Consider the following 26366-nt stretch of genomic DNA (forward strand, 5'->3'; position numbering starts at 1 on the left):
ATGGTGACCTTGGTTGCGGGCCAGATTTCCTGCACCGCACGCGCCATGACATGGGCGAGGTCGTGGCGGATCAGCTCGTTGGCCTGCGCCTCGTCCTTGAGGGTGTGGATGGCGATGTCGGCGTCGGTCTCGATGGGCCATTGCAGGTCCCAGTGCCGGCCGTTCACCGTGGCCGAGATGGCCTTTTTCGCGAGCGAAGTCGAAATGTCGGCGGCGACCTGCGCGGGCGTGACGCCTGCGTCATAGGATCGTGCATTGCCATCGGGAAAGGTTAGGGAGACTGACTGTGAGTCCAGGGCCATATCGGCTCTCCTCGTCGGTTTGGCGCCCACTGAACGCCCGGTTGCGGGTTATTTGCGTTCGGGTCGTTTGGCAGGTGCCGGTGCCTGTGTCAAGGGCGGGAGCGAGGGGCGCTGCCCCTCGCGCTCCCCGGGGTATTTTGGACCAGAAAGAAGGCAGGGGCGATTGCGCTTGCGGGACCCGCGTGCATGATGCGGGCGATGAAGGAGACTGTTTGATGACGGCAACGAATTTTCTGGAGACGGAGCAGGGACGGCGGCTGGCCTATCACAAGACTGAGGGCGCGGGGCCGGTGATCGTTTTCCTGGGGGGCCTCAAGTCGGATATGGAGGGCACCAAGGCAGTGCATCTGGAGGCCTGGGCGAAGGCGCGCGGGCAGGCCTATCTGCGGTTCGACTATTCCGGTCACGGGGAAAGCTCGGGTCACTTCGAGGAAGGCTGTATCGGCGATTGGCACGAGGATACGGTGGCGGCGGTTTCGGCGCTGACCGATGGGCCGCTGATCGTGGTCGGCTCATCCATGGGAGGGTGGCAGGCATTGTTGCTGGCGCGGGCATGCCCCGGACGGATTGCCGGGATGGTCACCATCGCGGCGGCGCCGGATTTCACCGAGGATGGCTGGTGGGCGTCGTTTACCGACGATCAGAAAGCGGCCCTGGCTGCGTCGGGTCGGGTGGAGTTGCCGTCGGATTACATGGAGCCTTACGTGGTCACCCGGCGAATGATCGAGGATGGGCGCAACCGGCTGGTGCTGCGCACGCGGCTGGATCTGCCTTTTCCGGTACGGTGCCTGCAGGGTACGGCGGACACGGCGGTGTCGACGGAAACGGCAGTCCGCCTGCTGGACCATGCGACCTGCGGGGACATGCGCCTGCTGCTGGTCAAGGATGCCGATCACCGGTTTTCGGACGGCCCATGCCTGGGTCTGATCGAGGCGGCGGTGCTGGATGTGATGGGAGCGGGGTGATGCGGGCGTTCGGGAAGTTTCTGGGACGCCTTTTGCTGGTTCTGTTGGCCGCTGCGGGGGTGCTGTGGTGGTTCGGGCCGTATGAAGAGGTCGATCTGTCCCCCCGGTTTGATCGGCGCAAGTTCGGCGAGGGGGTGCAGGTCTATTTCGAGAGTGTCGAAGCACAGTTTGACGACATCACTCCGGGCGTTGAAAAGCGGGTGATCTGGCAGCCGGGCGCGGAAGAGCAGCGTACGCCCTATTCGGTTCTGTACATTCACGGGTTTTCGGCCACTTCCGAGGAAATCCGCCCGGTGCCCGATCGGGTGGCAGAGGCGTTGGCGGCGAACCTGGTTTATACGCGTCTGCAAGGGCATGGGCGCGGCGGCGACGCCATGGCCGAAGGCACCGCATCGGGGTGGTTGCGCGACACCGCCGAGGCGCTGGCCGCGGCGCGGGCGGTGGGGGAGAAGGTGGTGGTGATCTCAACCTCGACCGGGGGCGCGCTGGCGGCGGCTGCGGCGGTGGATGCGGAGATGAGCGAGGGCATTGCCGCGCTGGTTTTCGTATCGCCGAATTTCGGGGTGAATGACCGCGCGGCTTGGGTGCCGACCCTGCCGGGCGCGCGCCTGTGGCTGCCGCTGGTGATGGGAGGGGAGCGGGGCGCGCCGGACCCTGATCCCGACATCAACACCTTTTGGGCCACGCATTATTCCTGGGAGGCGGTGGTGCCGATGTCGGCGCTGGTCAGGGCGGTCGTGGCGCTGGATTTCTCGGGGGTAACGATCCCGGCCTTGTTCTGGTATTCGCCCGACGATCAGGTGGTGCGGCCCGACATGACGCATCAGATCGCAGGGCGCTGGGGCGGGGCGGTGACCGAGCATCTGGTGACGATGGGGGACGGGGATGACCCGTCATCGCATGTGATTGCCGGTGATCTGGTGTCACCCGGCCAGACCGAGGCGGCGGTCAGCGGCATTTTGGACTGGCTGACGCAGCAGGGGATCGAGTGATGGAGCGGTGCGCGACCAGCTATCGGAGGGCATGATGCGCAAACCCGGCAGCATGTGGAGTCTTGAAACGCTGGGCCGGGTGCGTTTGTCGCGGCATTTTTTCATGCGGGATTTTCTGTATTCGGAAATCGGGAATTTTCACGAGCGGCAGAACATTCCCGACAATCCTGATCTGGCGATCGAGACGGGGCGGGCGTTTTGTGAGGCGCTGATGGACCCGCTGGAGGAAACCTTTGGCCGGGTGGCGGTGCGGTCGGGCTATCGCTCGGCGGCGCTCAACCGGTTCGGCAACGAGAATCGGCTGAACTGCGCGCGCAACGATCATCCGCTGGAATGCCATATCTGGGACCGGGGCGAAGGAGATGCCCGCATCGCCGGAGCTTCGGTGGTGATCCCTTGGTTTGCCGACCGTTTTGCGCAGGGGCAGGACTGGCGCGATCTGGCATGGTGGATGCATGACCATCTGGATTACTCCGAGATCTGGTTCTTTCCCAAGCTCTGTGCCTTCAATCTGGTGTGGCGGCCCAAACCGCTCAGGCGCATCGACAGCTATATCGCGCCGCGCGGGCGGTTGCTGGCGCCAGGGGCGGAACCGGGGGAGCCACGTGAATCGCGCCGCGCGCGATACGCGGATTTCCCCGAGTTTCGCGGCATTCGCTATCCGTAACGTTCCGCTTGCCTGATCGTGGGCAAGGTCTCATTCTGGGACCGTATGCGCCAGGTGAAGCGCTGTTTGCAAGGACGGTTCAGATGGTCGAGCCTGTGGTTCTCCTGCCCGGAATGATGTGCGATGCGCGCCTGTTCGAGGAACAGTTGCGGTGTTTCTCGCGCGAGCGGGCGGTGACGGTCGGGGCGATCACGCAAGGGGAAAGGGTTGAGGAGATCGCCTCGGGGTTGCTGGACCAGTTGCCGCGCCGGTTCGCCCTGGCGGGTCTCAGCATGGGTGGGATTGTCGCGATGGAAATCATTCGGCGCGCGCCGGACAGGGTGTCGCGGTTGTGCCTGATGGATACCGATGCCCTGTCGGATACACCGCAGATCGCGGCATCGCGCGAGCCGCTGATGGTTCGGGCCAAGGCCGGGCGGCTGGAAGACGTGATGCACGAGACCTTCCGGGCCGAGTTTTTGGCGCCGGGGCCGCGCAGGATGGATGTGCTGAACCGGTTCTACAGGATGGCGATGGATCTGGGGTCAGAGGTATTCGTGCGCCAGATGCGGGCCTTGCAGCGGCGACCGGACCAGCAGGGCACGTTGTGCAAGATCAAGGTGCCGACGCTGGTTCTGTGCGGGGCGCATGACGGGCTGACGCCGGTCAGGCGCCATACGTTCATGTCGGAACTGATTCCGCATGCGGAACTGGCGATCATCGAAGAGGCGGGCCACCTGCCAACAATGGAGGCGCCGGACAAGGTGACGGGCGCCTTGAAACGCTGGCTGGGCAGGCCGCATCAGGGGTAGAGGGCAGCGCGTTCTTCTTTGCTCAGCACCGTGGGTCGGGCCGAGGGATGTCCGGTGGCGATGTCGAAGAACGGGGTCTTGCGCCATCGGCCTGACAGCCGGGCCGAGATCGCTCTGCGCAAGACTGCCATAAGGGCGGGGCGCAGGTTTTCGTGTCGCCGAACGCCGTCGTTACCCAGAACATAGCCTTTGGAGATGACAGGCCCCAGACGCTCGGGCTCGCTCAGGCGCTTGACGCATATCCCGGCAAACGGGATTTTGGGCGACTTCATCGTGTTGCCAATGGGGCTGTTGCAGCAGCGCGCGTACCAGCGATACAACCCTTTCGGTCCCAGCTGCATAAGCGCGAGGTGTTCCTTGCCGCTGTCGATCACGACGGTATCCGGGCTGAGCTGGAAAATGTCGACCGGCCCGGGGGCCGGGTCGGGTTGCCCGAAATAAAGTTCCGCCGCGCGACAATCCGGGCAGAAGCAGGCGACGCGGGTGCCGGATGCCACACCAGCAGCGGTGATATGGCCGGTCAGCTTCCCGCAAGTACAGGCGAAAGAGAGCGGCGTGCCGCCATGGACCGGCACGGATCAGGCCGCGGAGTTCTTGTTCGCCGCTTTTTTGGCGCTGGCCGGGCGGCGGACGTTTTTCGTCATGAAGTCAATCACCAGCGGGCGAATGTTGTCACGCCAGCTGCGGCCGGCGAAGATGCCGTAATGGCCCGCGCCGGGTTCGATATGGCTGGCCTTTTTGCTGGCGGGTACACCAGTGCTGAGGTCGAGCGCGGCGATGCATTGGCCCGGGGCCGAAATGTCATCATCGGCCCCTTCGACGGACATGATGGCCACGTCGGTGATCTTGCCGAGATCCACCTTGTGTCCATCGACGATGAATTCGTTGCGCGCAATTTCGCGGTTCTTGAACACCCGTTCGACCGTCGACAGGTAGAATTCGGCAGTCATGTCCATCACGGCGAGATATTCGTCATAGAATCGGTTGTGCGCGTCGTGATCCGACGCCTCGTCACGCATCACGCGGTGGATCTGGTCCGAAAAGGCCTTGGAGTGACGCTCGGCGTTCATCGACATGAATGACGCGAGTTGCAGCAGGCCTGGATAAACCATGCGCCCGACGCCCTTGTACTTGAAGCCGACGCGCTGAATCATCGACTGTTCCAGCTGGCCCATGGTCACGCGTCGACCGAAGTCGGTGACTTCGGTCGGGGTTGCGTCTGGGTCCACCGGGCCGCCGATCAGGGTTAGCGTGCTGGGCTGCGCTTTTGGGTCAAGCTCGGCCAGATAGGCAGTGGCGGCCAGCGTCAGCGGCGCGGGCTGACAGACCGCGATGACATGGGTGTCCGCTCCAAGTGCGCGCATGAAATCAACGAGGTAGAGCGTGTAATCTTCGACATCGAACTTGCCCGCGGAAACTGGAATGTCACGCGCATTGTGCCAATCGGTGATGTAGACTTCGCAATTGACCAGCAGGCTTTTCACCGTCGAGCGCAACAGCGTGGCATAGTGGCCCGACATGGGCGCGACCAGCAATACCTTGTGCGGCTGTTCCTCGCGCCCGTTGACCTTGAAGTGGATCAGGTCGCCAAAGGGGCGTTCGACGACCGTGTCGATTTCGACAAGGTGATCCTTGCCGTCTTCACAGGTGAAGGTGCGAATGCCCCAATCGGGCTTGGCAACCATGCGCTGAAAGGTGCGTTCCGTGACTTCGCCCCAGGCCGCCATCCAGTTGAAGGCGGGGTTGGGGAACATGCTGAACAGTGGGTAGGAGGCCATGGAATTGGCGGTGGCGCCAAGCCATTGGTTCGTGTTGCGGGCCGTTTCCATCAGGTCGTAGGTCATCATGTAGCGCATGAAACGGGCCTCCAGAGTCCCATTTTGAGAGTTCGGACCAATCGTCGCTTTGCCCCCAGCAACCTACGACGTTATTCTGCATAGCAGCGAGGTTAGGGGGATTTCCTTAAAATGACAACTACAGACGACAAGACGCCGGAACTGAGTGGCGAACATATTGAACAGCTTAAAGAAAACATGGCCAAGGTCGAAGAGCTGTCCAAGCGCCTTGTCGAGATCATGGCCGGGAAAAAACCGCATACCCCGGCGCTGGACGCCCCGAATCAAGAGCTTTTTGCAAAGGCAGCAACGGCTTATTGGGCCGAGGCTTGGCAGAATCCCGCCAAGTTGCTGGAACAACAGATCGAATATTGGGGTAAATCGGTGATGAATTTCGCCGCAGCGCAGCAGGCGATGGCGAAGGGCGCTGGGGTGTCAGAGGACGAGGGCCCGAAAGATCGGCGCTTTTCCAACCCTTTGTGGGACACGAACCCCTATTTCCGGCTGATCCGCCAGCAATACCAGACAAACGCCGAAGCGATTGCGCAGGCGGTCGCGTCGGTGGAGGATATCGACGACAAGGATCGCCGGCGTCTGAATTACTTCTCGAAGCAGATCATCGACATGATGGCGCCAACGAATTTCCTGGCAACCAACCCGGATGCGCTGGAAAAGGCCGTCGAGACCGAAGGGAAATCCCTGATCAAGGGGCTTGAAAACCTGGTCTCGGATCTTGAGGCCAACAATGGCGAGCTTGTTGTGCGGCTGGCGGATGAGAACGCGTTCGAGATCGGCGGCAATATTGCCACGACGCCGGGCGATGTCGTTTATCGCAACCGGATGATGGAACTGATCCAGTACAAGCCGGTCACCGAGACAGTGCACGAAACCCCCATCGTTCTGTTCCCACCCTGGATCAACAAGTTCTATATTCTTGACCTCAAGGCGCAGAACAGCCTGATCAAGTGGATCACCGAGCAGGGCTATACCCTGTTCGTGGTCAGCTGGGTCAACCCCGATTCCTCTTACGCCGACGTCGGGATGGAGGACTATATCCAGGACGGGTTCCTGACCGCCATCGAAGAGGTCAAGAAAATCTGCAATGTCAAGCAGGTCAATGCCGTGGGCTATTGCATCGCCGGCACGACGCTGAGCCTGACGCTGTCGCTGCTCAAGCAGCGCGGCGACAAGTCGGTGAAGTCGGCCACCTTCTTTACCGCGCTGACCGATTTCTCGGATCAGGGCGAGTTCACGCCGTTCCTGCAGGACGATTTCATCGACGGGATCGAGGATCAGGTGGCCAAGGACGGCGTTCTGCGGTCGTGGATCATGGCGCGCACCTTTTCCTATCTGCGCTCGAACGACCTGATCTATTCTCCGGCGATCCGCAGCTACATGATGGGGGAAACACCACCCGCCTTCGACCTGCTGTACTGGAACGGCGACGGGGCCAACCTGCCGGGCAAGATGGCGATGCAATACCTGCGCGGGCTGTGTCAGCGCAACGAGTTCGTCACCGACGGGTTCGAACTGATGGGGCACAAGCTGCATGTGCGGGATGTGGATGTTCCGCTGATGGCGATCACGTGCGAGACCGACCACATTGCGGCGTGGAAGGATTGCTATCGCGGGGTGCAGCAGATGGGGTCACGGTCAAAGACCTTCGTGGTTTCGGAGTCGGGCCATATCGCGGGCATCGTCAACCCGCCCAGCAAGAAGAAATACGGCCATTACACCAATCCCGACATGAAAGCTGATGCCGACACCTGGATGAAAGAAGCGGATTTCAATGAAGGCTCCTGGTGGCCAATGTGGGAAGCCTGGCTGAAGACGCGGTCGGGCAAGCAGGTTCCCGCGCGCGATACTGGCGATTCGGATCACCCGCGCCTGACCTCCGCCCCGGGAACCTACGTCGCGGTCAAGGCAAGCGACTGATTTCATTTTGAAACCAAACTTTTTCTGCATCGCAGCGAGAAAAAACTTGAAATGCTGCGATGCAGAAAGCATATTCCTCTCAAGCTGATGAACACCGGGGTGGGCCCGGACAGCAAAAGAGGATTAGGACAATGGCAAAGACCCAAGACTTTACCGCGATCATGAAAGACATGATGGGCGCATTCCCGGTTGACACCAAAGCCATGGAAGACGCGTTCAAATCGACCGCAAGCCTGAACGAAAAGCTGTCGGGCGTTGCCCTGGACGCTGCCGGGAAGTCGGCTGAAATCTCGAACAAGTGGACCAAGGAAACCCTGGCCAAGCTGACCGAGATGTCGAAAGCCAAGGCAGAGCCGGCCGATTACGCAAAAGCCGCAACCGATTTCGCAAGCGCCTCGGCCGAAGTTGCCGCCGAGAACATGGCCGCTTTCGCTGAAATCGCCAAGAAAGTTCAGACCGAAACCGTCGAGCTGCTGATGGCCGCTGGCAAGGACATCACCGAAGATGCAACCGCCGCTGTCAAGAAGGCCACCAACGAGGTGACCGCTGCTGCCAAGAAAGCTTCGGCAGCCAAGTAAGCACGACCGCGAAATTGCACCCTCTCCTCCCAAATCGGTGCAATCGCTGAGGGCAGATCGCAAGATCTGCCCTTTCTTTTTGGGCATGTTGGCAAAGAGTGTTTGTCAGTTTCCAGTCCCAAGCGGAGATGACAACACTGAACTGGGGCTGGTCCGGAACCACCGGACAAGAAGGCAATAGGATACTGTTGCCAGTCACCAGGTCTAAGTTGACGAATTTGCGAAAGTACTTGATTTCCAAGTCAAGGCCCTAGATTTTCCGACCGGAAATTCGCTGCGTAGGATTTGCCGTTTTCCGCAGAAAGAAAGCCCTCTGGTTCTAGAAAGAAATGAACAGTCCATTGCACAAGACAACTGAAGAAATTCGCAACCACACCCTTCAACTATTTGCGGGTGTGTGTGGGGAACGATCCCGCCGTGGGAACGCAAAATTCTACAGAAAGGGAAGTGCACGAATTCTCGATGACTTTTTCTTTAGTTTTCTCGAGAAAGCGCGCATTCAGAATTTCATGGAATGTGGAGCGCATGAGGCGACGGCCTCACGCAAATTTCTGAATAATGGCGGGGCAAGAGCCATTACTATTGAAGCGAACCCTGATATTTTTGAACGCAAAACGCGAAACGTGAGCGAGCTTGGCGCAGAGGTTCTGAACGTAGGGCTTGCGGAAAAGGCCGGAACACTTGATTTTCATATCCCCGACAAGAATCTGGGGGCTGCATCATTTCGATCAAAGACGGATGGTGAAACAACAATCAAGGTTCAGACGACTACGATAGATGATTTGCGATTGAACCATGGGCTGAAAGGCAGTTTGGCGCTTTGGGTGGATGTTGAAGGATTTGCTTTCGAGGTTCTGAAGGGCGCAGAGAAAACGCTTGGAGATCCAGAAACCTTAATTCTCAAGGTTGAGATGGAACACCGTCCACGTTGGCGGGATCAGAGAACGTATCTTGAAGTTGCCTCTTTGCTCGAGGGGGAGGGCTTCGTCCCTATCGTTGGCGACATCGAATATGTTGACCAGTTCAATATCGTGTATGCCAGAAAAGATGTGGTCGCAGAGCACAGGGAATTGGTGGACTCTGTGCATAGTCGGATGCGTGATCTTGTCGAGCAGGCGCCAACCTGATCAATGGATGAGAATTCGGATCGGTATCGGCCGGTTGTGCTGATTGCCACCGATGGAATGCCAAAGACCGTAGCCTGCCGCTCGGAGGCTCCCTCGTTCACAACGTGGGGCTGCGGTTCTGGATCATCCAGTCTCCACCCGGTTTCGTCGGTCTTTCTTTTTCTTCTGCACTCGCATAACCTCTGCTGCATTGCATCATCCTTGGGAGGGAACGGGGTGGCTGAACAGGAAAAACCGCTGCTGATCAAACGCTATGCCAGCCGACGGCTTTATAACACGGAAACCAGCGACTACGTGACGCTGGAAGATATCGCCGGTTTCATCCGGAGCGGGCGCGAGGTTCAGATCGTCGATCTGAAAAGCGGTGATGACCTGACCCGTCAATATCTGCTTCAAATCATTGCCGAACATGAAAGCCGAGGCGAAAACGTTCTGCCGGTGGGGGTGCTCAACGATCTGGTGCGCAGCTACATGCTGCCCGGTGGGGGTATGATGCCGCAATTCCTGCAAAGCTCGTTCGAGATGCTGCGCGAAAGCCAGACCAAGATGATGGAGAACATGAACGCAATGAACCCGATGAGCAAGATTCCCGGGTTCGAGGCGATGCAGGCGCAGCAACAGGCGTTTCTGAAGGCGATGACGGGCGGTTTGTCCGGAAACTGGTCGGCGCCGGGAAAACCCGACGAGGAAGAGAAATCGGAAAAGGGCGAGGATCTGGACGAGATCAAGAAGCAGCTGGCCGAGTTGCAGAACAAGCTGTCAAAGCTGAGCTGATGGTCTATTCGGGAAGGCCCGCGCGGCGCAGGCCTTCCAACCATCTTTCCCAATCTTCTTGGTAGCGAACGGGAACGATCTGGCGCACTTGGGAAATCGTCAGACCTGGCATTTTTTCCAGCAACCGGACGACGGATGCCTGTGCCTCCTCTGTCAGACCCAGCATGCCCAGCGCGGCCGCCTCCTGCCGCATCAGAGAGGCATAGGCGGGCGTGTCCTTCAATCCGGTGCGGGCGTTTTCGACGCAAATCTCGTATTGACCCGAGACATAGGCCGCAATCCCGTATCCTCCGCGCCAGAATGCGCGCAAGGGATCACGGGGCGAAAGAGCGATGGCACGTTCAAAGGCTGCACGCGACTCCTCGAATTGACCGCTCACACCATATAATGCGGCAAAGTTGCCGTAGCCGGTCGCAAGATTGGGGTTCAGCGTGACGGCGCGACCCAGATGGGTTTCGGCGTCTTCAAATTCGCGGGCGAATTGGTTGGCCATCCCGAGCAGCGCATGGGCATGCGCGTTGTTGCTGTCCAAATCGACGGCGATTTCCGCAGCGGACCTGGCGGATTGGATGGCGGCATTGGTGTCCCTGCGCCAGATATGCAGCATGGCGACCAGATCACACACAGCGATACCCGCATGCGCGTCGCCGAGATTGGGATCGGATGCGATGGCCTCGGTCAGCAGCTTGCGGGCAGTGTCGTTGTCGGATTGTGTGAACTTTCCCAGGTGCCAGCGGGCCTGAAGCACCTTGTCCCATGACGAGAGCTTGTCGGGCCGCTTGGCGCGAGCGCGCTGGGTTTCGGCCCCCAGCGTCTCGGGTGCGACCGCGGACACGATGGCCTGCGTGATCTCATCCTGAACCGCAAAGATGTCGTCGATGGCGCGGTCATAGCGATCGGCCCAGATATGCGCGCCGGTGGCGCCGTCGATCAACTGCGCCGTGACCCGCACGCGGTTGCCGGCCTTGCGCACACTGCCTTCGAGAAGGTAACGCACGCCAAGTTCGCGGCAGACCTGATCGACACGGATGGCCTGACCCTTGTAGGTAAATGTGGTGTTGCGGGCGATGACGAAGAACTCGCGGAAATGCGACAGGGCGGTGATGATGTCTTCGGCGATGCCGTCCGAGAAATATTCCTGCTCGGGATCGGTCGACATGTTATCGAAGGCGAGAACCGCAATGCCGGGATTGTCCGGTACCGCGGCTTGTGGGCTGGGCGCTTTTGGCCGATCCGCAATCCAATGATGCACGCGCACCGGGTGGTCGATGTTTTTCAGGCTCTGCGGCCCGGCGTCCTGGAACGCGGCCTCGATGCGTTGGCCGATTCCCTGCCGGACGATGTCCGATATGCAGATGCCGCCGGGTTCGGCCAAGGTTTCAAGCCGGGCGGCAAGGTTGACGCCGTCGCCATAGATGTCGCCCGCCTCGTTGATGATGTCGCCAAGATTGACGCCGATGCGCAGGCGCAGGTCCTGCGCCGCATCTTCGCGCAACCGGGTCTGAACGGCGATGGCACAGGAAACGGCATCGGCGACACTGGCGAACTCGACCAGTGCGCCGTCTCCCATCAACTTGACGATCCGGCCCGAATGCTGCGTGACCAGAGGGTCGAACACGGTCTGGCGCAGTTTGATGAGCCGGGACAGGGTGCCTTGTTCGTCCCGCGCCATCAGCGCGGAAAAGCCAACCACATCGGCGGCGAGAATGGCGGCCAGTCGGCGCGGCATCAGATTCCTCCGGTTGGCGGGCAGGTTTGCCCACTACCGGGTATTCCAACAGAAAAACGGTAACTTGCCTACAACAAAGGTGGCGTGTCAGGTGCCGTAGACGGGAACGGGGTGCGTCGCCTCTGTCATCGCGGCCAGCAGGATGTCGGCAATTGCGTCCAGTTCGTCACGCGTCAGGCGCACCGGCAGGCGTACGTCGCAGGCCTGCATCAACATGGCGCGGGTCCGGGGCAACTCGACCTGTTCGGGCAGGAACTGCCAGTTCCAGAAGGCGCGGGCGTTGTCCTCGCTCAGGCCGAAAACCTGAACCTTGACACCGCGGGCCTCTGCCGCAGCCGCAAAAGCGCGAATTTCGTCTTCGGTCAGGCCGACAAGATTGAACTGGATCGAATCCGGGGCGCGGCGTTCGGGGGCCAGCGGTGCGGGGACGCGGATATGGGGCGAGGCCTGCAGGCGATCGGCCACATAATCATGGTTGATCAGCCCGTGAAAGACGCGACGCGCAAGTTCCGGCAGTTGCGGGCGGATCACCGCGGCGCTGAGATTGCTCATGCGCAGATTGTAGAGTGGCAGCTTGTTCTGCCAGCGGGCAAAGGCCTGTTCCAGCTCGGGCGAGTTGTCGCCACGCGGGCCTTTGTGCTTTTTCCAGTTATGCTCGTAGGCGCCCGACATGATGACGGCCTGTGCGATCAGATCGGCATCATCGGTGATCAGGATGCCGCCTTCGCCGGCGTTGATCATCTTGTAGGACTGGAACGAGAAACAGCCAACCTTGCCGATGGTGCCGATATTGCGATCCGCCCAGGTGGTGCCAAGCGAATGCGCCGCATCTTCGATCACCGGGATGCTGCGCGCGTCGCACAGCTCCATGATCCTGTCCATGTCCGAGGTATGGCCGCGCATGTGGCTGATGATGACCGCCTGCACGTTGTCCAGTTTGGCGGTGAAATCGTTGATATCAATTCGATAATTACCGCCCACTTCACAGAGCACCGGAATGCAGTCGGCATGCACGACCGAGGACGGCACAGCGGCAAAGGTAAAGCCGGGGATCAGCACGCGGGCGTCGCGCGGCAGACCCAGCGCCTTGAGAGACAGGAACAGAGCGGCAGAGCAGGAAGATACCGCCAGCGCGTATTTCACGCCCAGAAGCTCGGCAAACTCGGCTTCGAGCAGCGCCACGGGCGCGTCCTGCGGCGCGGTATAGCGGAACAGGTCACCGGATTGCAGCAGCGCGTCGATGGCGTCGCGGGCGGCGGTGGGGATGGGTTCGGCGTCGTGAACGTTGGGCGGCTGTATCATATTTAGCTTTCCTGAATTCTAACTTCTGAAAAAGTAAATTCAGGATACGGCAATGCCAAGGCTGATTTTGCCGTTTCGGCGAAATTTCACTCAACTGTCACGATTATGGCTCAGACGCCGAGACGGTCCCGCAGCGAGAACCAGGTCATGGCCAGAACCAGCAGCGGATTGCGAAGGGCGGGGCCGCCGGGGAAGGGCATGGCGGGCACGCGAGACATGGTGTCGAACCCCTCGGCCTGTCCCTGAATCGCCAACGCCATGAGTTGCCCGGCATGGGTCGCCGTGCCGACGCCGTGGCCGGAATAACCCGAGGCTGACAGGATGTTGGGGGCCAGGCGGGTCAGATAGGGCATGCGGCGCATGGTGATGGCCAGCGTGCCGCCCCAGGCATAGTCGATGCGGATATCGCGCAGATGCGGGAAGATTTCGACCATCGGCTTGCGCACCTTGGCGGCAATGTCGGATGGAAAGCGATAGCCATAACTTTCGCCGCCACCGAACAGAAGCCGCCCATCGCCGCTGAGACGGAAGTAGTTCACCACGAATTTGGTGTCGGCAACGGCCACATCGCGGGTCAGTACTTTCGCGGCATCCTCTCCCAGGGGCTCGGTCGCAGCGATGAAGTTGTTGATCGGCATCACGCGCGAGGCCACTTTCCGGTTCAGCGTACCCAGATAGCCGTTGCAGGCCAAAACCACATGCTCGGCCGTTATCGAGCCGTTGGCCGTGCGCACCCTGGCCGGGCGGGCCTCTTCGATATCCAGCACTTCGGTCTGTTCAAAGATGCGAACGCCCGCCGCTTGCGCCGCGCGGGCAAGCCCCAGCGCGAAATTCAACGGGTGCAGATGCGCCGCCCCCATGTCCAGATAGCCGCCCCGGTAGGCCGGGGACGGGCAGAGACCCTGTGCTGCCTCGGCGTCCAGTGCTTCGATCTGGTCATAGCCGTAGCGAGCGCGCAGGTGTTCGGCATGGCCGTGCAGGCCGCTCCGTTCGGCATCGCTGAACCCAAAAGTGGCAATGCCGGGTTTCAGATCGCAGTCGATATCGTGGCGGGCAATCAGATCCTTGACCAGCGTCTTGGCATCCTCGGCCAAATTCCACAGCCTGGCCGCGTCGTCGCCGCCCATGAGTTTTTCAAGATCTTCCTGATCCATCCGCTGCGCGCTGCCCAGTTGCCCGCCGTTGCGCCCCGAGGCGCCAAAGCCAACGCGATGCGCTTCGAGCAGCACGACATCGAACCCGGCCTCGGCCAGGTGCAGCGCGGCAGAGACGCCGGTATAGCCACCGCCCACCACGCAGACATCCGCCCGCACATCGCCGCTCAACGGCGGGCAGGGGGCCTGTGCATGCGCCGTTGCCGCGTACCAACTGGGCGGGAACTCTCCGCGCCGGTCATTGCTGTACAGCAGGTTCATCCCGCCCCCTGTCTTTTACTCGTTTCCCATCTGGAAATGTGCGACCGCGCTGCCCGGTTCAGACGTTGAGCAGAAGGTGCTCGCGCTCCCACGGCGAAATCACCTGCAGGAACTCCTCGTATTCCGCCCGCTTCACGATGCCATAGACGCGCGCGAATTCCGGGCCCAGCACCTCGTGCAGCTTTTCGGCCTCGTCGAAGAGATCCAGGGCATTGCCCATGACCTGCGGGATGTCGCCATCGCCCTCATAGGCGTCGCCATAGAATTGGCGGCGCGGGCGTTCCTGTTCGATCAGGCCCAGATACCCGCAGGCCAGCGACAGCGCGATGCCCAGATAAGGGTTGCAATCCATCCCGGCAATGCGGTTTTCGATGCGGCGGCTTTCGGGCCCCGACAGGGGCACGCGGATGCCGGTGGTGCGGTTGTCGCGGCCCCATTCCAGGTTGATGGGGGCGGCGTGATCCTTCACATAGCGCCGGTACGAGTTCACATAGGGCGCCATCACCGCCAGACCGGCCGGCATGTGGTTCTGCAGACCGGCGATGAAGTGATAGAAGGCGTCGGTTTCGCCCCCTTGCGGTCCCGAGAACAGGTTCTGCCCGGTTTCGATATCCACGATCGAATGGTGGATATGCATTGCCGATCCCGGCTCGTCCTCGATCGGCTTGGCCATGAAGGTGGCAAAGCAGTCGTGACGCAGCGCGGCTTCGCGGATCAGGCGCTTGAAGTAGAACACCTCGTCGGCCAGTTTCACGGGGTTGCCGTGGCGCAGGTTGATCTCGAGCTGACCGGCGCCGCCTTCCTGGGTGATGCCGTCGATTTCGAACCCCTGTGCCTCGGCGAAGTCATAGATATCGTCGATCACGGGGCCGAATTCGTCGACCGCGGTCATCGAATAGGCCTGTCGCGCCGCCGCCGGGCGGCCGGAGCGGCCCATCATCGGCTCGATTTCCTTGGCGGGGTCGATGTTACGTGCCACCAGATAGAATTCCATCTCGGGCGCGACGATCGGTTTCCAGCCCTTGTCGAGATAAAGCTGCACCACCCGTTTCAGCACGTTGCGCGGGCTGAACGGAATCGGGTCGCCGTCGCGGTCATAGGCGTCGTGGATCACCTGCAGCGTCCAGTCGCCCGTCCAGGGCGCGGCCGTGGCGGTGGACATGTCCGGTTTGAGGATCATGTCGCGTTCGATGAACCCGTCCTCGCCCGCAGCCTCGCCCCAGTCGCCGGTGATGGTCTGGTAGAAGATGCTGTCAGGCAGGTGGAAATAGGTTTGGCGTGCGAATTTCGATGCGGGTACCGCCTTGCCGCGGGCAATGCCGGGCAGGTCCGAGATGATACATTCGACTTCGTCCAGCCGCCGCCCTTCGAGAAAATCGCGGGCGGATTGCGGTAAGTTGTCAGTCCAATCGGCCATCAGGCCCTCTCTTTCCTCAAAAAATCGGCCATGAAGCGTCCGATGGCCTTGCTGTCGTTTGGTCCGTCCTGCCGGTTCGCTGCCTCGAGCAGCAGATCGTCGGGCACCACACCCTTGCCGCGTGTGCGCATCAGGCCATGCAGGAAGTCGTTGTCATATTCGGGGTGTGGCTGAACCGTCCAGATGGTGTCGCCATAGGCCACCACCGCGTTGCGGCAAAACTGGTTGCTGCCCAGCACGGTTGCCCCTTCGGGAAGTTCCGTCACCTGATCCTGATGCCAGGCGTTCAAGGTGACGGTATCCCCGTTCAGATCATAGTCGGTGCGCCCGACGGCCCAGCCGCCCTTGAATTTTTCAACCTTGCCGCCAAGCGCCTGCGCAATGATCTGATGGCCGAAGCAGACGCCGATCAGCGGCTGCCCCTGTTGCCGGATTTCCCGGATCAGGGTCTCGAGTTTCGGAATCCATGGAAGATCCTCGTAAGCCCCGTGGCGAGAACCGGTGATCACCCAGCCATCGGCATCGCCGGGGCCTTGTGGAAAGACGCCGTCGACGACCGCGTAGGTTACAAACTCGAACCCGTTGCCGCCCAGAAGCGCGCGGAACATGGCGTCATAATCGCCCGTGCTGTCGATGAGCATGTCCGGGGCATGGCCGGTTTGAAGAATGCCGATTTTCATGAGTCACCAAATTTGATCAAATTAAACCTAGCCGATCTGAGCTGACCCGACAAGGGGGGTCAGACGGCCTCCAGATAGCTGAGCCAGTGCGACTCGGCGGGGCGGTCCGCGAAGCGGAGGATTTCCTGACGCTTTGTCATCGCCATGAAGCGGATCAGATCCGCTGACAGGATACGGGCGATCATCGGGTCGGTTTCGAAAGCTGAAACCGCCGCAGACCAATCCGACGCGAGTTGGGGCAGCCCTTCTATCTTGTAGGCGTTGCCCGAGATCGGGGCGGGCGGGGTCAGGGAATCCTCGATGCCGACAAGGGCTGCGCCAAGCACAGCGGATAGCATCAGGTAAGGGTTGATGTCGCCACCTGCGACCCGATGCTCGATCCTGCGCGCCACCGGTGCGCCGCCGGGGATACGGATGGCGGCAGTGCGGTTTTCGTAAGCCCAGCAAGCCCCTGTCGGTGCGTGTGCGCCGGGAACCAGTCGGTCATAGGAGTTGCCGTGGGGCGCGAAGATCAGCGAACTGCCCGGCATTGCGGCGAGGCATCCCGCGACTGCGGAAAGCAATTCCGGGGTGCCTTCGGATCCGCCGTTGTCGAAGATGTTTTTGCCCGCCGCGTCAAGAACGGAGAAATGCACATGCATTCCGTTACCTGCGTCATCGGCATAGGGTTTTGCCATGAAGGTGGCGGCAAATCCGTGCTTGCGCGCAAGGCCGCGCACCAACGCCTTGAATAGCCACGTATCATCGGCGCAGCGCATGGCGGCCTGGTGGTTCAGGTTGATCTCGAACTGGCCAATGCCGCTTTCGGAAATGGCGGTTTGCGCGGGAATGCCCATCGCTTCGCAACCGTCGTAAAGCTCGGTAAAGAAGGCGTCGAAGGCATCCATTTCGGCCATCGACAGCACGGATTCGTTGACCAGACGCCGCTTTGTGATCGGGTTGCGCGGCGGTCTTGGGCTTTCCCCCGACGCGTCCAGCAGAGTAAATTCAAGCTCGGTCGCCGCAACCACGGACCATCCCCGCCGGGCATAGCGGTCGAGAACGGCGGCAAGGGCATGGCGCGGATCGCCGGCAAACGGGGTGCCATTGTCGTGAAACAGGCACATCGGGACCAGCGCGGTGGGTGTTTCGAGCCAGGGCATCGGCACCGGGCCGCGATCAGTTGGCAACAAGGTGCCGTCCGCGTCGCCGGATTCGAAGACCAGGGGGCTGTCGTCAATGTCCGATCCCCACAGATCGACGTTGAGCGCCGAATACGGCATCCGCACTGCGCCCTTGTCGAGCTTGCCCGCGTAACCGGGCGGAACGCGCTTGCCACGCATCTGACCGTTCAGATCGCAAGCCGCGACGCGGAAAGTGTGCAGGGTGCTCAGGTCCATGGGTATCTCCATTGCTCTTGGCAAGAGATGTAGCCGAGCAAAAATGACTTGTCACGACATTTGATCAAATTATTTCCAGCTCTGAAACCGACCGGCGGGCGGTTGTTAGGAACTGGTTCAGGATCCGCAACAACTTTGGCCGTCCTGGATGGGCGGGCAGGGGACAGTGCCGTAGGAACAGAACACGCAGCAGTCGCCCGGCTTTGGCTTCAACAGGGTCTCGCAGGACGTGCACTCATAGAACCACTGGCAACTGTCTGTCGGCATGACTTCATCCTGCGCATGGCCGCAAATCGGGCAGGTGAGGGTGCTTTGAAGAACGAGATCGGTCATACGGGCCTCGGAACCAAGAAACGCCGGGCAGGCAGGCGTCGGGACGGAATCTGGTTCCCTCGGTCTGGATTGTCCAATCGCGATTGTGCGAGGGATTGCAGATCGAGTGCCTCCCAGGCGCGCCGTCCGAGTTGCGTTGAGGGGCGCTGCCCCTCAACAAGACATTCAATAAACGCGCTCAATGCGTTCTGTTGCTATTGCAACTGTTTGGCGTTGCATTCCCTTGCCATTTCGATGGCCTTGTAGGTTCCAGTCAGATCGACGGTGAATCCGAACTCTTTTTCAGGGAACACCGCCATGACCTTTTCCTTGGCTACCGCATCGACAAAGCCGGGATCGTCGGTCAGGACATATCCGCCGGAATACCCCTTGGTTATGTTCCCGCGCATGCCGGTGGCTTCTCCGACATAAAGGTTGTCGCCAAGAAGGATGGCAACGCCCTCTTTCTCGCCTTTCTTGATTTTGGTTTCGGCCTTGGTGAACACACCGACATATGCGACTCCGCGGTCGTCGGTCAGGCCCATCTGGACTACGTTCTCGGCCTCGTCGACGGCTTCGATCAGGCAGGATTTCTTTTCGTTGTCGATGAAGACCTTCCATCCCTCGACTTCGCCATATCGCTCAAATGTGTCGGCCAAAGCACTCAAAGGCGCCAATGCGCCAAATGCCAGGGCAATTGTTGTTGTACGAAAACTCAATGATTTTCCTCCATGTTCCGGCGCCCGGTTGTCAGATAACGAAAGCCCTGACCTTGCCGGAGCGCCCCGGGGGCAATGATCGCCACGCCAGCCCGGGTTTTGTCAAACGGAAATCTCCATGCCGAGATATCCGAACTTGATCTATGTCATGCAGTTCTTGGAATATGAATTATATTCTGATAGCAGAATGTGAAATCCGAAAGGAAACGCCATGCCTTTGAACTGGAAAACCGGAGGGCTTTTGCTGGGACTGGTCTTTTTTGCCGCCGTCCTGCTGGTCAAGCCCATCGGTGTTTCGACGCAATTCGTGATCCTTGACGGGATTGTGGCGGATATCGTCAATCCGGAACTCGTCACCCAAACGGACGAGGGGTACACCTCGACCAACGCCTATCTGGCGAAATCGGGTGGCAAATACGCCAAATCGGTTGCCAATCCGCTCAACTATTCCTTTGTCTTCGTGATCGCCATGATGATCGGCGGGTTCCTGTCTGTGCTGGCACGCGGCGGTCTGAGCGCGTCCGAACGCACCATGCCCGCCCTCTGGCGCGCCAATTTCGGGGACAGCCCGGTCAAACGCTATGCCGCCGCGTTCCTGGGCGGTTTCGTCGTTCTGTACGGCGCGCGCCTGGCGGGGGGATGCACATCCGGCCACATGATGTCGGGGATGATGCAGACGGCGCTCAGCGGTTACATCTTTGCCGCCGGAGCCTTTGCCGCCGCCATACCCGTTTCGATCATGATGTTCAGAAAGGAGGTCTGACCATGACTTCGATTCTTCTTGCCCTGCTGATCGGCGCCGCCTTTGGAGTGGTGCTTGATCGGGTGGGGGCCGCGAACCCCTCTTATATCAATGCGATGCTGAACCTGACCAATCTCAACCTTGCCAAGGCGATCCTGCTGGCGATCGGCACCGGTTCGGTCCTGATGTTTGGCGGCCAGATGCTGGGTCTGGTCGATGTGGGGCATATGTCGGTCAAGTCGGCCTATGTCGGCGTGTTTATTGGCGGTCTTTTGCTGGGCGCGGGCTGGGCGTTTTCGGGGTATTGCCCGGGCACCGGCGTTGTCGCCGCAGCATCCGGACGCAAGGATGCGCTGTTTTTCATTGCCGGCGGGTTGCTGGGCGCCGCAGCCTATATGGTGACGTATCCAGCATGGAAAGCCTCGGGTCTGTTAAGCGACATCGCCGGCGGCAAGGTCACGTTGGGCACGGTTCCGGGATCGAAGTTCGATGGGTTGACGGGGCTGCCCGGGGATGTTCTGGGCATCGCGCTTGGCCTGGTTTTCATCCTTGTGGCCTTTATCCTGCCTGAGCGGCTGGTCGGACAGGCGGCCGAGACCCAACCCGCCGAATAAGCGCCTACAGAATACGCGTGGCGACTCGCGCTATCATTCCCGCCACGTGTGTGCGGCCCGGCGTTCCGTGTTCCCGCCGGGCCGCTTTTCATTGCCCGATTCCTCCCTATGTTGGACGCAAGGACCCTGGGAGGAGCAGATGGACCGATTCGACAACAGTCCCGAAACCGCATTGCGCTGGCACCGGAAGGGTACCGGCGCGGCATTGGCGACCGTGGTCGAGACCTGGGGCAGCGCGCCCCGCCGGGTCGGAGCGCAACTGGCCATCGGTGGTGACGGGCGTATCGAGGGATCGGTTTCGGGCGGCTGCGTCGAGGGCGCGGTGATCGTCGAGGCGTTGGAGGCCATCGACGAGGGCGAGGCCCGCCTTCTGGAGTTCGGCGTCAGCGACGAAGACGCCTTTGCCGTCGGCCTGGCCTGTGGAGGCACCATCCGCGTGCTGGTGGAGCCGGTCGGATCGGTTCTGCCCGAGGTGATGCTGGCAGAACTCGTAACCGCGCGGGCCGGGCGTCAGCCGCTGGCCTATGAGGTCAACCTGGCCACCGGCCATCGGGAGTTGAAGCGCGGCGCCTATGCCGAGCGCATGCGCATGGATCGGTCGGGCTTTGAAGAGGACGGCCAGACCTTTGTGGCCGTGCACAACCCGCCCTTGCGCCTGATCGTCGTCGGTGCTGTCCATATCGCGCAGGCGCTGGTGCCGATGGCCCGCATCGCGGGTTATGACCCGGTGATCATCGACCCGCGCGAGGCGTTTGCGTCGGCCAAACGGTTTCCGGGCGAGACGATCCTCACAGACTGGCCGGACGAGGCGGTTGCAAAGCTCGGGCTGGATGCGCGCACGGCACTGGTGCTGCTGACCCATGATCCCAAACTGGATGATCCCGCGTTGAAGGCGGCCTTGCGGGCGGACGTTTTCTATGTCGGCGCGCTCGGGTCGAGCCGCACCCAAGGCAAGCGGGTGGAGCGGATGAAGGCCGCAGGTTTCAATGACGCGGATATCGCGCGCATTCACGGGCCTGTCGGTCTGGATATCGGTGCCGCGGGGCCGGCGGAAATCGCCGTTTCGGTCCTAGCCGAGATGACGGCCGTGCTGCGGGGCAAGGCGTGAAATTCGGTCCGATCCCTGTCGCGCAAGCCAAAGGCGCGATCCTCGCGCATTCGGTGAAGGCCGGTGAACGCAAGCTGCGCAAGGGCATCACGCTGGGCGCGGATCATCTGGAGGATTTGTCCCGGGCGGGTGTCGTCGAGGTGATCGTGGCGCGGATGGAACCCGGCGATTGCCACGAAAACGAGGCGGCACAAACCCTGGCCGCAGCCCTGGTGCCCGATCCCGAAAAGGCCAACGTTCGTGTGACGGAGCCGTTCACCGGTCGGGTCAACATTCTGGCCGACGGTCCCGGTGTGGTCGTGCTGGATGTTGCGGCCATCGAGAAGTTCAATCAGGTGCATCCGATGATCACCGTCGCCACTGTGCCGCAATATCAGCAGATGGACGCGGGCGGCATGGTGGCGACGATCAAGGTGATTTCCTATGCCGTGCCGGGCATCGATGTCGAACGGGCTGCATCGCTGGCGCAAGGTGCGATCCGGCTGGTTCGGCCAGTGCATGCCTCTGCCGGTCTGGTGGTCACCGACATTCCCGGCGGCCCGCCGAACGACAAGGGCATCGCATCGGTCCGCGCCCGAATCGAGACGCTGGGCATGGAACTGGCGGATATCCGGACCGTGCCGCACACGATGCAGGATCTTGCTGAGGCGCTTGCCGTGGTGCGTGGGGACATCGTCTTGATCCTCACCGGCTCGGCTACTTCGGACCCGCATGATGTTGCGCCGGACGCGGTGCGCGCCGCCGGGGGGCAAGTCGGCCGGTTCGGCATGCCGGTCGATCCGGGCAACCTGCTGTTTTTGGGGCTGATTGGCGCGCGCCCGGTGATCGGCCTGCCGGGGTGCGCGCGCTCTCCGGCGTTGAACGGAGCCGACTGGGTGCTGTCGCGCGTGGCTTGCGGAATCCAAACCACTGGTGCGGATATCGCCGCCATGGGCGTGGGTGGTTTGCTCAAGGAAATCCCCACGCGTCCGCAGCCGCGCGCAGGCAAAGCAAAGTGACGCAACGGCACTTTTGGCACCGTTCCAAGCTGGCTTAGATGGTGCAGGTCAGGCGCGAAGCTTGCCCGGAAAATTGACAAATATTTTTGTTCTCAAAAGAAATTTGCCGTGTTTAACTCCGAAACAAGGGAGAAAAAATCAAAAGGGAGGATCTCATGACACAGGTCACCATGACCGTGAACGGCAAGTCCGTGAGCGGTGATGTCGAAGGCCGGACGTTGTTGTCCAGCTTTCTGCGCGATCACCTGTCGCTGACCGGAACCCATGTCGGATGTGACACCGCGCAATGCGGCGCCTGCGTGGTTCACGTCAACGGCGAGGCGGTCAAATCCTGCAACATGCTGGCGCTCGAGGCCGACGGGGCCGATGTCGGCACCATCGAGGGGCAGGCCAATGCCGACGGCTCGCTTAACGTGATCCAGCAGGCATTTCAGGATCACCACGGTTTGCAATGCGGCTTTTGCACACCCGGCATGGTGATGAGCGCATCGGCGCTGCTCAAGGACAATCCCAAACCGACCGAGGCGGAAATCCGCAAATACCTCGAAGGCAACCTGTGCCGCTGCACCGGCTACCACAACATCGTCAAGGCGATCATGGCCGCGTCCGGGCAGGACGTCGGTTCCATCGCCGCCGAATGATGCCGCTGCGGGCGTGACGACGACGCCCGTGGGAGAGGAGAGGGTGCGCAACCGCACCCGTTTATGGGAGGAGAACAAGCAATGCCCAAAGACAGTGGCATCGGAGCCAGTTCCAAGCGCCGCGAGGACGTGCGCTTTCTGACCGGAGCGGGCAATTACACCGACGACATCAATGTGCGGGGACAGGCCTATGTCTATTTCCTGCGCTCTGATATCGCACATGGAAAGATCAACAGCATCGACACCACGGACGCCGCGGCGATGCCGGGCGTGGTGCGCGTGTTCACCGGCGCCGATTTCGAAGGTGTGGGGGGCATACCCTGCGGCTGGCAGGTCAGCGACCGGCATGGAAACCCCATGCAGGAACCGCCGCACCCGATCCTGGCACAGGGCAAGGTCCGGCACGTGGGCGATCCCATCGCGGCGGTCGTGGCCGACAGCCAGGAACAGGCCCGCGACGCGGCCGAGGCCATCGTCTTTGACATCGAAGAACTGCCCGCGGTGATCGATATGAAGGCGGCGGCACAGGGCGGCGCCACCAAGGTTCACGACGATCTGACTTCGAACATCTGCTATGACTGGGTGATCGGCGAAACCGACGACGCCAAGGTGAACGAGGCATTTGCCAACGCCGCCCATGTCACCACGCTGGAACTGACCAACAACCGACTGGTCGCCAACCCGATGGAGCCGCGCGTTGCCGTGGCCGAGTACAGCCGGGGAACGGACGAATACACGCTCTACACCACCTCGCAGAACCCGCATGTGATCCGGCTTTTGATGTGCGCTTTTGTGCTGGGTCTGCCCGAGCACAAGGTCCGTGTCGTGGCCCCGGATGTGGGGGGCGGTTTCGGCTCAAAGATCTTCCACTATGCCGAAGAAGCGTTCTGCACTTTTGCGGCCAAGGCCTGCAACCGCCCGGTCAAATGGACCGCCAGCCGGTCCGAGGCCTTCCTGTCGGATGCGCAGGGCCGTGACCACGTCACCAAGATCGAACTGGCGCTGGATGCGGATAACAATTTCGTCGGGTTGCGCACGGATACCTATGCCAATCTCGGCGCGTATCTGTCGACGTTCTCCAGTTCGGTGCCGACCTATCTGCATGGCACGCTGATGGCGGGCAATTACACGACGCCGGTCATTCAGATCAACGTCAAGGGTATGTTCACCAATACCGTGCCGGTCGATGCTTACCGCGGCGCAGGTCGCCCCGAGGCGACGTTCCAGCTGGAACGGGTGATCGACAAGGCCGCGCGCGAATTGGGGGTCGATCCAATTGCGCTGCGCCGGCAGAATTTCATCACCCAGTTCCCCTATGACACGCCGGTGGCGCTGACTTATGACACCGGCAATTATCACGGCACGATGGACAAGCTTGAGGCCGCCGCCGACATCGCCGGTTTCGCCGCCCGCCGCGCGGAAAGCGAGGCCAATGGCAAGCTGCGCGGGCTGGGCATCAATTGCTATATCGAGGCTTGTGGCATCGCGCCGTCGAACATCGTGGGCATGCTGGGCGCGCGGGCAGGGCTTTATGACGCCGCGACAGTACGGGTGAACGCCACCGGCTCGATCAGCGTCATGGTAGGCGCCCACAGTCACGGGCAGGGGCACGAAACCTCGTTCCCGCAGATCGTGGCCGAGATGATCGGTATCGACGAGTCGATGATTGAAATCGTGCATGGCGACACCTCCAAGATCCCCTTCGGAATGGGGACCTATGGCTCGCGCTCGCTGGCGGTCTGTGGCTCTGCCATGGTGCGGGCGACCGAGAAGGTCATCAACAAGGCCAAGAAGATCGCGGCCCATCTGATGGAAGCCTCGGACGCGGATATCGAGCTCAAGGACGGCCAGTTCACGGTCGCGGGTACCGACAAGTCGGTGGCCTGGGGTGATGTCACGCTGACGGCCTATGTGCCGCACAACTATCCGCTGGAAGACCTTGAACCGGGGCTGGAGGAAACCGCGTTCTACGATCCGGCGAACTTCACCTATCCGGCGGGCGCCTATGCCTGCGAGGTCGAGGTCGATCCGGATACCGGCCAGGTTTCGATCCAGCGCTTCACCGCGGCGGACGATTTCGGCAATATCATCAACCCGATGATCGTTGACGGCCAGGTTCATGGTGGACTGGGCCAGGGGATCGGCCAGGCGCTGTTGGAAAACTGCGCCTATGACGAAAACGGTCAGCTGCTCAGCGCATCTTTCATGGACTATGCCATGCCGCGCGCCGATGACGTGCCGTTCTATGCGGTTGATCATTCCAGCCAGACGCCGTGCACCCACAACCCGCTGGGCGTAAAAGGCTGTGGCGAGGCCGGGGCCATCGGCTCGCCGCCTGCGGTGGTGAATGCGGTGATCGATGCGCTGCATTCGGCGGGCAAGCAGGTCGGTCATATCGACATGCCGGTCAGCCCGTCGCGCGTCTGGACCGCGATGCATGGTTGATCTGATCAGGGCGGACCGGGGGCCAGCCCCCGGACCACCGAAGTATTTGGGAAAAGATGAAGCAGAAGCCCTGGGCTTTGAGACTTCAGGAGGACGAAATGTACAGTTTCGAATTTGAAAAACCCTCGACGATTGCCGAAGCGGTATCTGCGCTGGCTTCCGAGGAGGCGCAGGCGCTGGGTGGCGGGCAGACTTTGATCCCGACGCTCAAGCAGCGTCTGGCGGCCCCTGCCAGGCTGGTCAGCCTGAGCGGGATCTCCGAGATGCAGGGCGTGTGCGTCGAAGATGACGGCTCATTGGCGATCGGCGGTGCCACGACACATGCCACTGTGGCGCGGGAGGCGGCGGACAAATATCCGGCGCTGGCCGATCTGGCCGGCCATATCGGTGATCCGGCGGTGCGCAATCGCGGCACGATCGGCGGTTCGCTGGCCAACAATGACCCTGCGGCCTGTTATCCGGCGGCAGCGCTTGGATCGGGCGCGACCATCGTCACCAACGGGCGCCGGATTGCGGCGGATGATTTCTTTGAAGGCATGTTCACCACCACCCTGGCGGATGGCGAGATCATCACCTCGGTCCGGTTTCCGGTGCCGCAGACGGCAAGCTATCAGAAGTTCCTGCAACCTGCCTCGCGCTTTGCGCTTGTGGGGGTCTTTGTCGCCCGTTTCGCGGATGGCGTGAGGGTGGCCGTGACAGGAGCCAGCGAAAACGGCGTGTTTCGTTGGACCGAGGCGGAACAGGCGCTGAACAAGGAGTTCCGCGCGGACGCCCTGATGGATCTCAGGATCAATCACCTGAACATGATCGGGGACCTGCACGGCAGCAAGGAATACCGCGCGCATCTGGTCGGTGTCATGGCGCGGCGCGCGGTTCAGGCTGCGGGCTGAGCTCAACTC

The 26366-nt window shown here is 61.2% G+C and carries 26 protein-coding genes; 15 read left to right on the forward strand and 11 right to left on the reverse strand.

The window, feature by feature from the left end:
* On the reverse strand, positions 1–302 hold a 302-nt coding region (locus tag AC2FNB_RS09495; RefSeq protein WP_496745901.1), incomplete at its 3' end, for a TGS domain-containing protein.
* Between the two features lie 215 nt (positions 303–517).
* Here AC2FNB_RS09495 and AC2FNB_RS09500 point away from each other — a divergent pair.
* The 4 genes from AC2FNB_RS09500 to AC2FNB_RS09515 all read left to right on the forward strand — a co-directional run bounded on the left by AC2FNB_RS09500 (position 518) and on the right by AC2FNB_RS09515 (position 3717).
* Positions 518–1267 carry an alpha/beta hydrolase gene (locus AC2FNB_RS09500; RefSeq protein WP_496745903.1) on the forward strand — a complete coding sequence of 250 codons (750 nt, stop codon included), beginning with the start codon at positions 518–520 and terminating at the stop codon, positions 1265–1267.
* The gene (locus tag AC2FNB_RS09505) at positions 1267–2259 is read left to right on the forward strand and encodes an alpha/beta hydrolase (RefSeq protein WP_496745904.1); all 993 of its coding nucleotides are present in this window, start codon (positions 1267–1269) and stop codon (positions 2257–2259) included. The genes AC2FNB_RS09500 and AC2FNB_RS09505 overlap by 1 nt, the downstream gene beginning before the upstream one ends.
* A gap of 52 nt (positions 2260–2311) precedes the next feature.
* Complete coding sequence (locus tag AC2FNB_RS09510; protein WP_496745963.1) at positions 2312–2926, forward strand: hypothetical protein; 615 nt, start codon at positions 2312–2314, stop codon at positions 2924–2926.
* Positions 2927–3009: 83 nt separating this feature from the next.
* Positions 3010–3717: an alpha/beta fold hydrolase gene (locus AC2FNB_RS09515; RefSeq protein WP_496745906.1), complete on the forward strand. Its 708-nt coding sequence runs from the start codon at positions 3010–3012 to the stop codon at positions 3715–3717.
* Here AC2FNB_RS09515 and AC2FNB_RS09520 read toward each other — a convergent pair.
* Both AC2FNB_RS09520 and phaZ read right to left on the reverse strand, forming a co-directional pair.
* Complete coding sequence (locus AC2FNB_RS09520; protein ID WP_480749633.1) at positions 3708–4292, reverse strand: DUF6151 family protein; 585 nt, start codon at positions 4290–4292, stop codon at positions 3708–3710. The two genes, AC2FNB_RS09515 and AC2FNB_RS09520, sit on opposite strands and share 10 nt — an antisense overlap.
* Before the next feature lie 3 nt (positions 4293–4295).
* On the reverse strand, positions 4296–5573 hold the full coding sequence (phaZ, locus tag AC2FNB_RS09525; RefSeq protein ID WP_496745908.1) for a polyhydroxyalkanoate depolymerase: 1278 nt from the start codon (positions 5571–5573) through the stop codon (positions 4296–4298).
* A gap of 111 nt (positions 5574–5684) precedes the next feature.
* Between phaZ and AC2FNB_RS09530 the strand changes: the two genes are divergently transcribed.
* The 4 genes from AC2FNB_RS09530 to phaR all read left to right on the forward strand — a co-directional run bounded on the left by AC2FNB_RS09530 (position 5685) and on the right by phaR (position 9966).
* Positions 5685–7487 (forward strand): PHA/PHB synthase family protein, encoded by a 1803-nt coding sequence (locus AC2FNB_RS09530; RefSeq protein ID WP_480749635.1) that lies wholly within the window; start codon positions 5685–5687, stop codon positions 7485–7487.
* A gap of 131 nt (positions 7488–7618) precedes the next feature.
* Positions 7619–8065: a phasin family protein gene (locus AC2FNB_RS09535; protein WP_496745910.1), complete on the forward strand. Its 447-nt coding sequence runs from the start codon at positions 7619–7621 to the stop codon at positions 8063–8065.
* Positions 8066–8406: 341 nt separating this feature from the next.
* Positions 8407–9192 (forward strand): FkbM family methyltransferase, encoded by a 786-nt coding sequence (locus tag AC2FNB_RS09540; RefSeq protein WP_496745912.1) that lies wholly within the window; start codon positions 8407–8409, stop codon positions 9190–9192.
* 216 nt (positions 9193–9408) lie between these two features.
* Complete coding sequence (phaR, locus tag AC2FNB_RS09545) at positions 9409–9966, forward strand: polyhydroxyalkanoate synthesis repressor PhaR (RefSeq protein ID WP_480749638.1); 558 nt, start codon at positions 9409–9411, stop codon at positions 9964–9966.
* A 4-nt stretch (positions 9967–9970) separates the two neighbouring features.
* On the opposite strand, the gene AC2FNB_RS09550 is transcribed toward phaR, so the two are convergent.
* The 8 genes from AC2FNB_RS09550 to AC2FNB_RS09585 form a co-directional block, all read right to left on the reverse strand.
* Positions 9971–11695, reverse strand: a complete 1725-nt coding sequence (locus tag AC2FNB_RS09550) for an adenylate/guanylate cyclase domain-containing protein (RefSeq protein WP_496745914.1) — start codon at positions 11693–11695, stop codon at positions 9971–9973.
* Between the two features lie 87 nt (positions 11696–11782).
* The gene (locus AC2FNB_RS09555) at positions 11783–12997 is read right to left on the reverse strand and encodes a DegT/DnrJ/EryC1/StrS family aminotransferase (RefSeq protein ID WP_496745916.1); all 1215 of its coding nucleotides are present in this window, start codon (positions 12995–12997) and stop codon (positions 11783–11785) included.
* A gap of 110 nt (positions 12998–13107) precedes the next feature.
* Positions 13108–14412: an NAD(P)/FAD-dependent oxidoreductase gene (locus AC2FNB_RS09560; RefSeq protein WP_496745918.1), complete on the reverse strand. Its 1305-nt coding sequence runs from the start codon at positions 14410–14412 to the stop codon at positions 13108–13110.
* A 58-nt stretch (positions 14413–14470) separates the two neighbouring features.
* Entirely contained in the window at positions 14471–15829 is a 1359-nt protein-coding gene (locus AC2FNB_RS09565) for a glutamine synthetase family protein (protein WP_496745920.1), read from the reverse strand.
* Positions 15829–16509 carry a type 1 glutamine amidotransferase gene (locus AC2FNB_RS09570; RefSeq protein WP_496745921.1) on the reverse strand — a complete coding sequence of 227 codons (681 nt, stop codon included), beginning with the start codon at positions 16507–16509 and terminating at the stop codon, positions 15829–15831. The genes AC2FNB_RS09565 and AC2FNB_RS09570 overlap by 1 nt, the downstream gene beginning before the upstream one ends.
* A gap of 59 nt (positions 16510–16568) precedes the next feature.
* Entirely contained in the window at positions 16569–17888 is a 1320-nt protein-coding gene (locus AC2FNB_RS09575; RefSeq protein ID WP_496745923.1) for a glutamine synthetase family protein, read from the reverse strand.
* A 117-nt stretch (positions 17889–18005) separates the two neighbouring features.
* Positions 18006–18221 (reverse strand): GDCCVxC domain-containing (seleno)protein, encoded by a 216-nt coding sequence (locus AC2FNB_RS09580; protein ID WP_480749645.1) that lies wholly within the window; start codon positions 18219–18221, stop codon positions 18006–18008.
* 194 nt (positions 18222–18415) lie between these two features.
* Positions 18416–18919 carry a hypothetical protein gene (locus AC2FNB_RS09585; protein WP_496745925.1) on the reverse strand — a complete coding sequence of 168 codons (504 nt, stop codon included), beginning with the start codon at positions 18917–18919 and terminating at the stop codon, positions 18416–18418.
* 211 nt (positions 18920–19130) lie between these two features.
* Between AC2FNB_RS09585 and AC2FNB_RS09590 the strand changes: the two genes are divergently transcribed.
* The 7 genes from AC2FNB_RS09590 (at position 19131) to AC2FNB_RS09620 (ending at position 26357) form a co-directional block, all read left to right on the forward strand.
* Positions 19131–19682 (forward strand): YeeE/YedE thiosulfate transporter family protein, encoded by a 552-nt coding sequence (locus AC2FNB_RS09590; RefSeq protein ID WP_480749647.1) that lies wholly within the window; start codon positions 19131–19133, stop codon positions 19680–19682.
* Between the two features lie 2 nt (positions 19683–19684).
* The gene (locus AC2FNB_RS09595) at positions 19685–20275 is read left to right on the forward strand and encodes a DUF6691 family protein (protein ID WP_496745927.1); all 591 of its coding nucleotides are present in this window, start codon (positions 19685–19687) and stop codon (positions 20273–20275) included.
* Positions 20276–20414: 139 nt separating this feature from the next.
* On the forward strand, positions 20415–21383 hold the full coding sequence (locus AC2FNB_RS09600) for an XdhC family protein (RefSeq protein ID WP_496745929.1): 969 nt from the start codon (positions 20415–20417) through the stop codon (positions 21381–21383).
* Positions 21380–22381, forward strand: a complete 1002-nt coding sequence (locus AC2FNB_RS09605; RefSeq protein WP_496745931.1) for a molybdopterin-binding protein — start codon at positions 21380–21382, stop codon at positions 22379–22381. Before AC2FNB_RS09600 ends, AC2FNB_RS09605 begins: the two co-directional genes overlap by 4 nt.
* 155 nt (positions 22382–22536) lie before the next feature.
* The gene (locus AC2FNB_RS09610; protein WP_496745933.1) at positions 22537–23022 is read left to right on the forward strand and encodes a (2Fe-2S)-binding protein; all 486 of its coding nucleotides are present in this window, start codon (positions 22537–22539) and stop codon (positions 23020–23022) included.
* 81 nt (positions 23023–23103) lie between these two features.
* Entirely contained in the window at positions 23104–25467 is a 2364-nt protein-coding gene (locus tag AC2FNB_RS09615; RefSeq protein WP_496745935.1) for a xanthine dehydrogenase family protein molybdopterin-binding subunit, read from the forward strand.
* Positions 25468–25565: 98 nt separating this feature from the next.
* Positions 25566–26357: an FAD binding domain-containing protein gene (locus AC2FNB_RS09620; RefSeq protein WP_480749653.1), complete on the forward strand. Its 792-nt coding sequence runs from the start codon at positions 25566–25568 to the stop codon at positions 26355–26357.
* Positions 26358–26366 lie beyond the last annotated feature (9 nt).

This window comes from Ruegeria sp. BHSB058, assembly GCF_059613285.1.

Bases quoted from the DNA above. Each gene is read 5' to 3' on its own strand.
- AC2FNB_RS09500 (WP_496745903.1), top strand. From the start codon at position 518: ATGACGGCAACGAATTTTCTGGAGACGGAGCAGGGACGGCGGCTGGCC.
- AC2FNB_RS09560 (WP_496745918.1), bottom strand. From the start codon at position 14,412: ATGAACCTGCTGTACAGCAATGACCGGCGCGGAGAGTTCCCGCCCAGT.
- AC2FNB_RS09510 (WP_496745963.1), top strand. From the start codon at position 2,312: ATGTGGAGTCTTGAAACGCTGGGCCGGGTGCGTTTGTCGCGGCATTTT.
- AC2FNB_RS09610 (WP_496745933.1), top strand. From the start codon at position 22,537: ATGACACAGGTCACCATGACCGTGAACGGCAAGTCCGTGAGCGGTGAT.
- AC2FNB_RS09550 (WP_496745914.1), bottom strand. From the start codon at position 11,695: ATGCCGCGCCGACTGGCCGCCATTCTCGCCGCCGATGTGGTTGGCTTT.
- phaZ (WP_496745908.1), bottom strand. From the start codon at position 5,573: ATGCGCTACATGATGACCTACGACCTGATGGAAACGGCCCGCAACACG.
- AC2FNB_RS09595 (WP_496745927.1), top strand. From the start codon at position 19,685: ATGACTTCGATTCTTCTTGCCCTGCTGATCGGCGCCGCCTTTGGAGTG.
- AC2FNB_RS09570 (WP_496745921.1), bottom strand. From the start codon at position 16,509: ATGAAAATCGGCATTCTTCAAACCGGCCATGCCCCGGACATGCTCATC.
- AC2FNB_RS09580 (WP_480749645.1), bottom strand. From the start codon at position 18,221: ATGACCGATCTCGTTCTTCAAAGCACCCTCACCTGCCCGATTTGCGGC.
- AC2FNB_RS09555 (WP_496745916.1), bottom strand. From the start codon at position 12,997: ATGATACAGCCGCCCAACGTTCACGACGCCGAACCCATCCCCACCGCC.
- AC2FNB_RS09620 (WP_480749653.1), top strand. From the start codon at position 25,566: ATGTACAGTTTCGAATTTGAAAAACCCTCGACGATTGCCGAAGCGGTA.
- AC2FNB_RS09590 (WP_480749647.1), top strand. From the start codon at position 19,131: ATGCCTTTGAACTGGAAAACCGGAGGGCTTTTGCTGGGACTGGTCTTT.
- AC2FNB_RS09575 (WP_496745923.1), bottom strand. From the start codon at position 17,888: ATGGACCTGAGCACCCTGCACACTTTCCGCGTCGCGGCTTGCGATCTG.
- AC2FNB_RS09615 (WP_496745935.1), top strand. From the start codon at position 23,104: ATGCCCAAAGACAGTGGCATCGGAGCCAGTTCCAAGCGCCGCGAGGAC.
- AC2FNB_RS09600 (WP_496745929.1), top strand. From the start codon at position 20,415: ATGGACCGATTCGACAACAGTCCCGAAACCGCATTGCGCTGGCACCGG.
- AC2FNB_RS09515 (WP_496745906.1), top strand. From the start codon at position 3,010: ATGGTCGAGCCTGTGGTTCTCCTGCCCGGAATGATGTGCGATGCGCGC.
- AC2FNB_RS09530 (WP_480749635.1), top strand. From the start codon at position 5,685: ATGACAACTACAGACGACAAGACGCCGGAACTGAGTGGCGAACATATT.
- AC2FNB_RS09535 (WP_496745910.1), top strand. From the start codon at position 7,619: ATGGCAAAGACCCAAGACTTTACCGCGATCATGAAAGACATGATGGGC.
- AC2FNB_RS09505 (WP_496745904.1), top strand. From the start codon at position 1,267: ATGCGGGCGTTCGGGAAGTTTCTGGGACGCCTTTTGCTGGTTCTGTTG.
- AC2FNB_RS09565 (WP_496745920.1), bottom strand. From the start codon at position 15,829: ATGGCCGATTGGACTGACAACTTACCGCAATCCGCCCGCGATTTTCTC.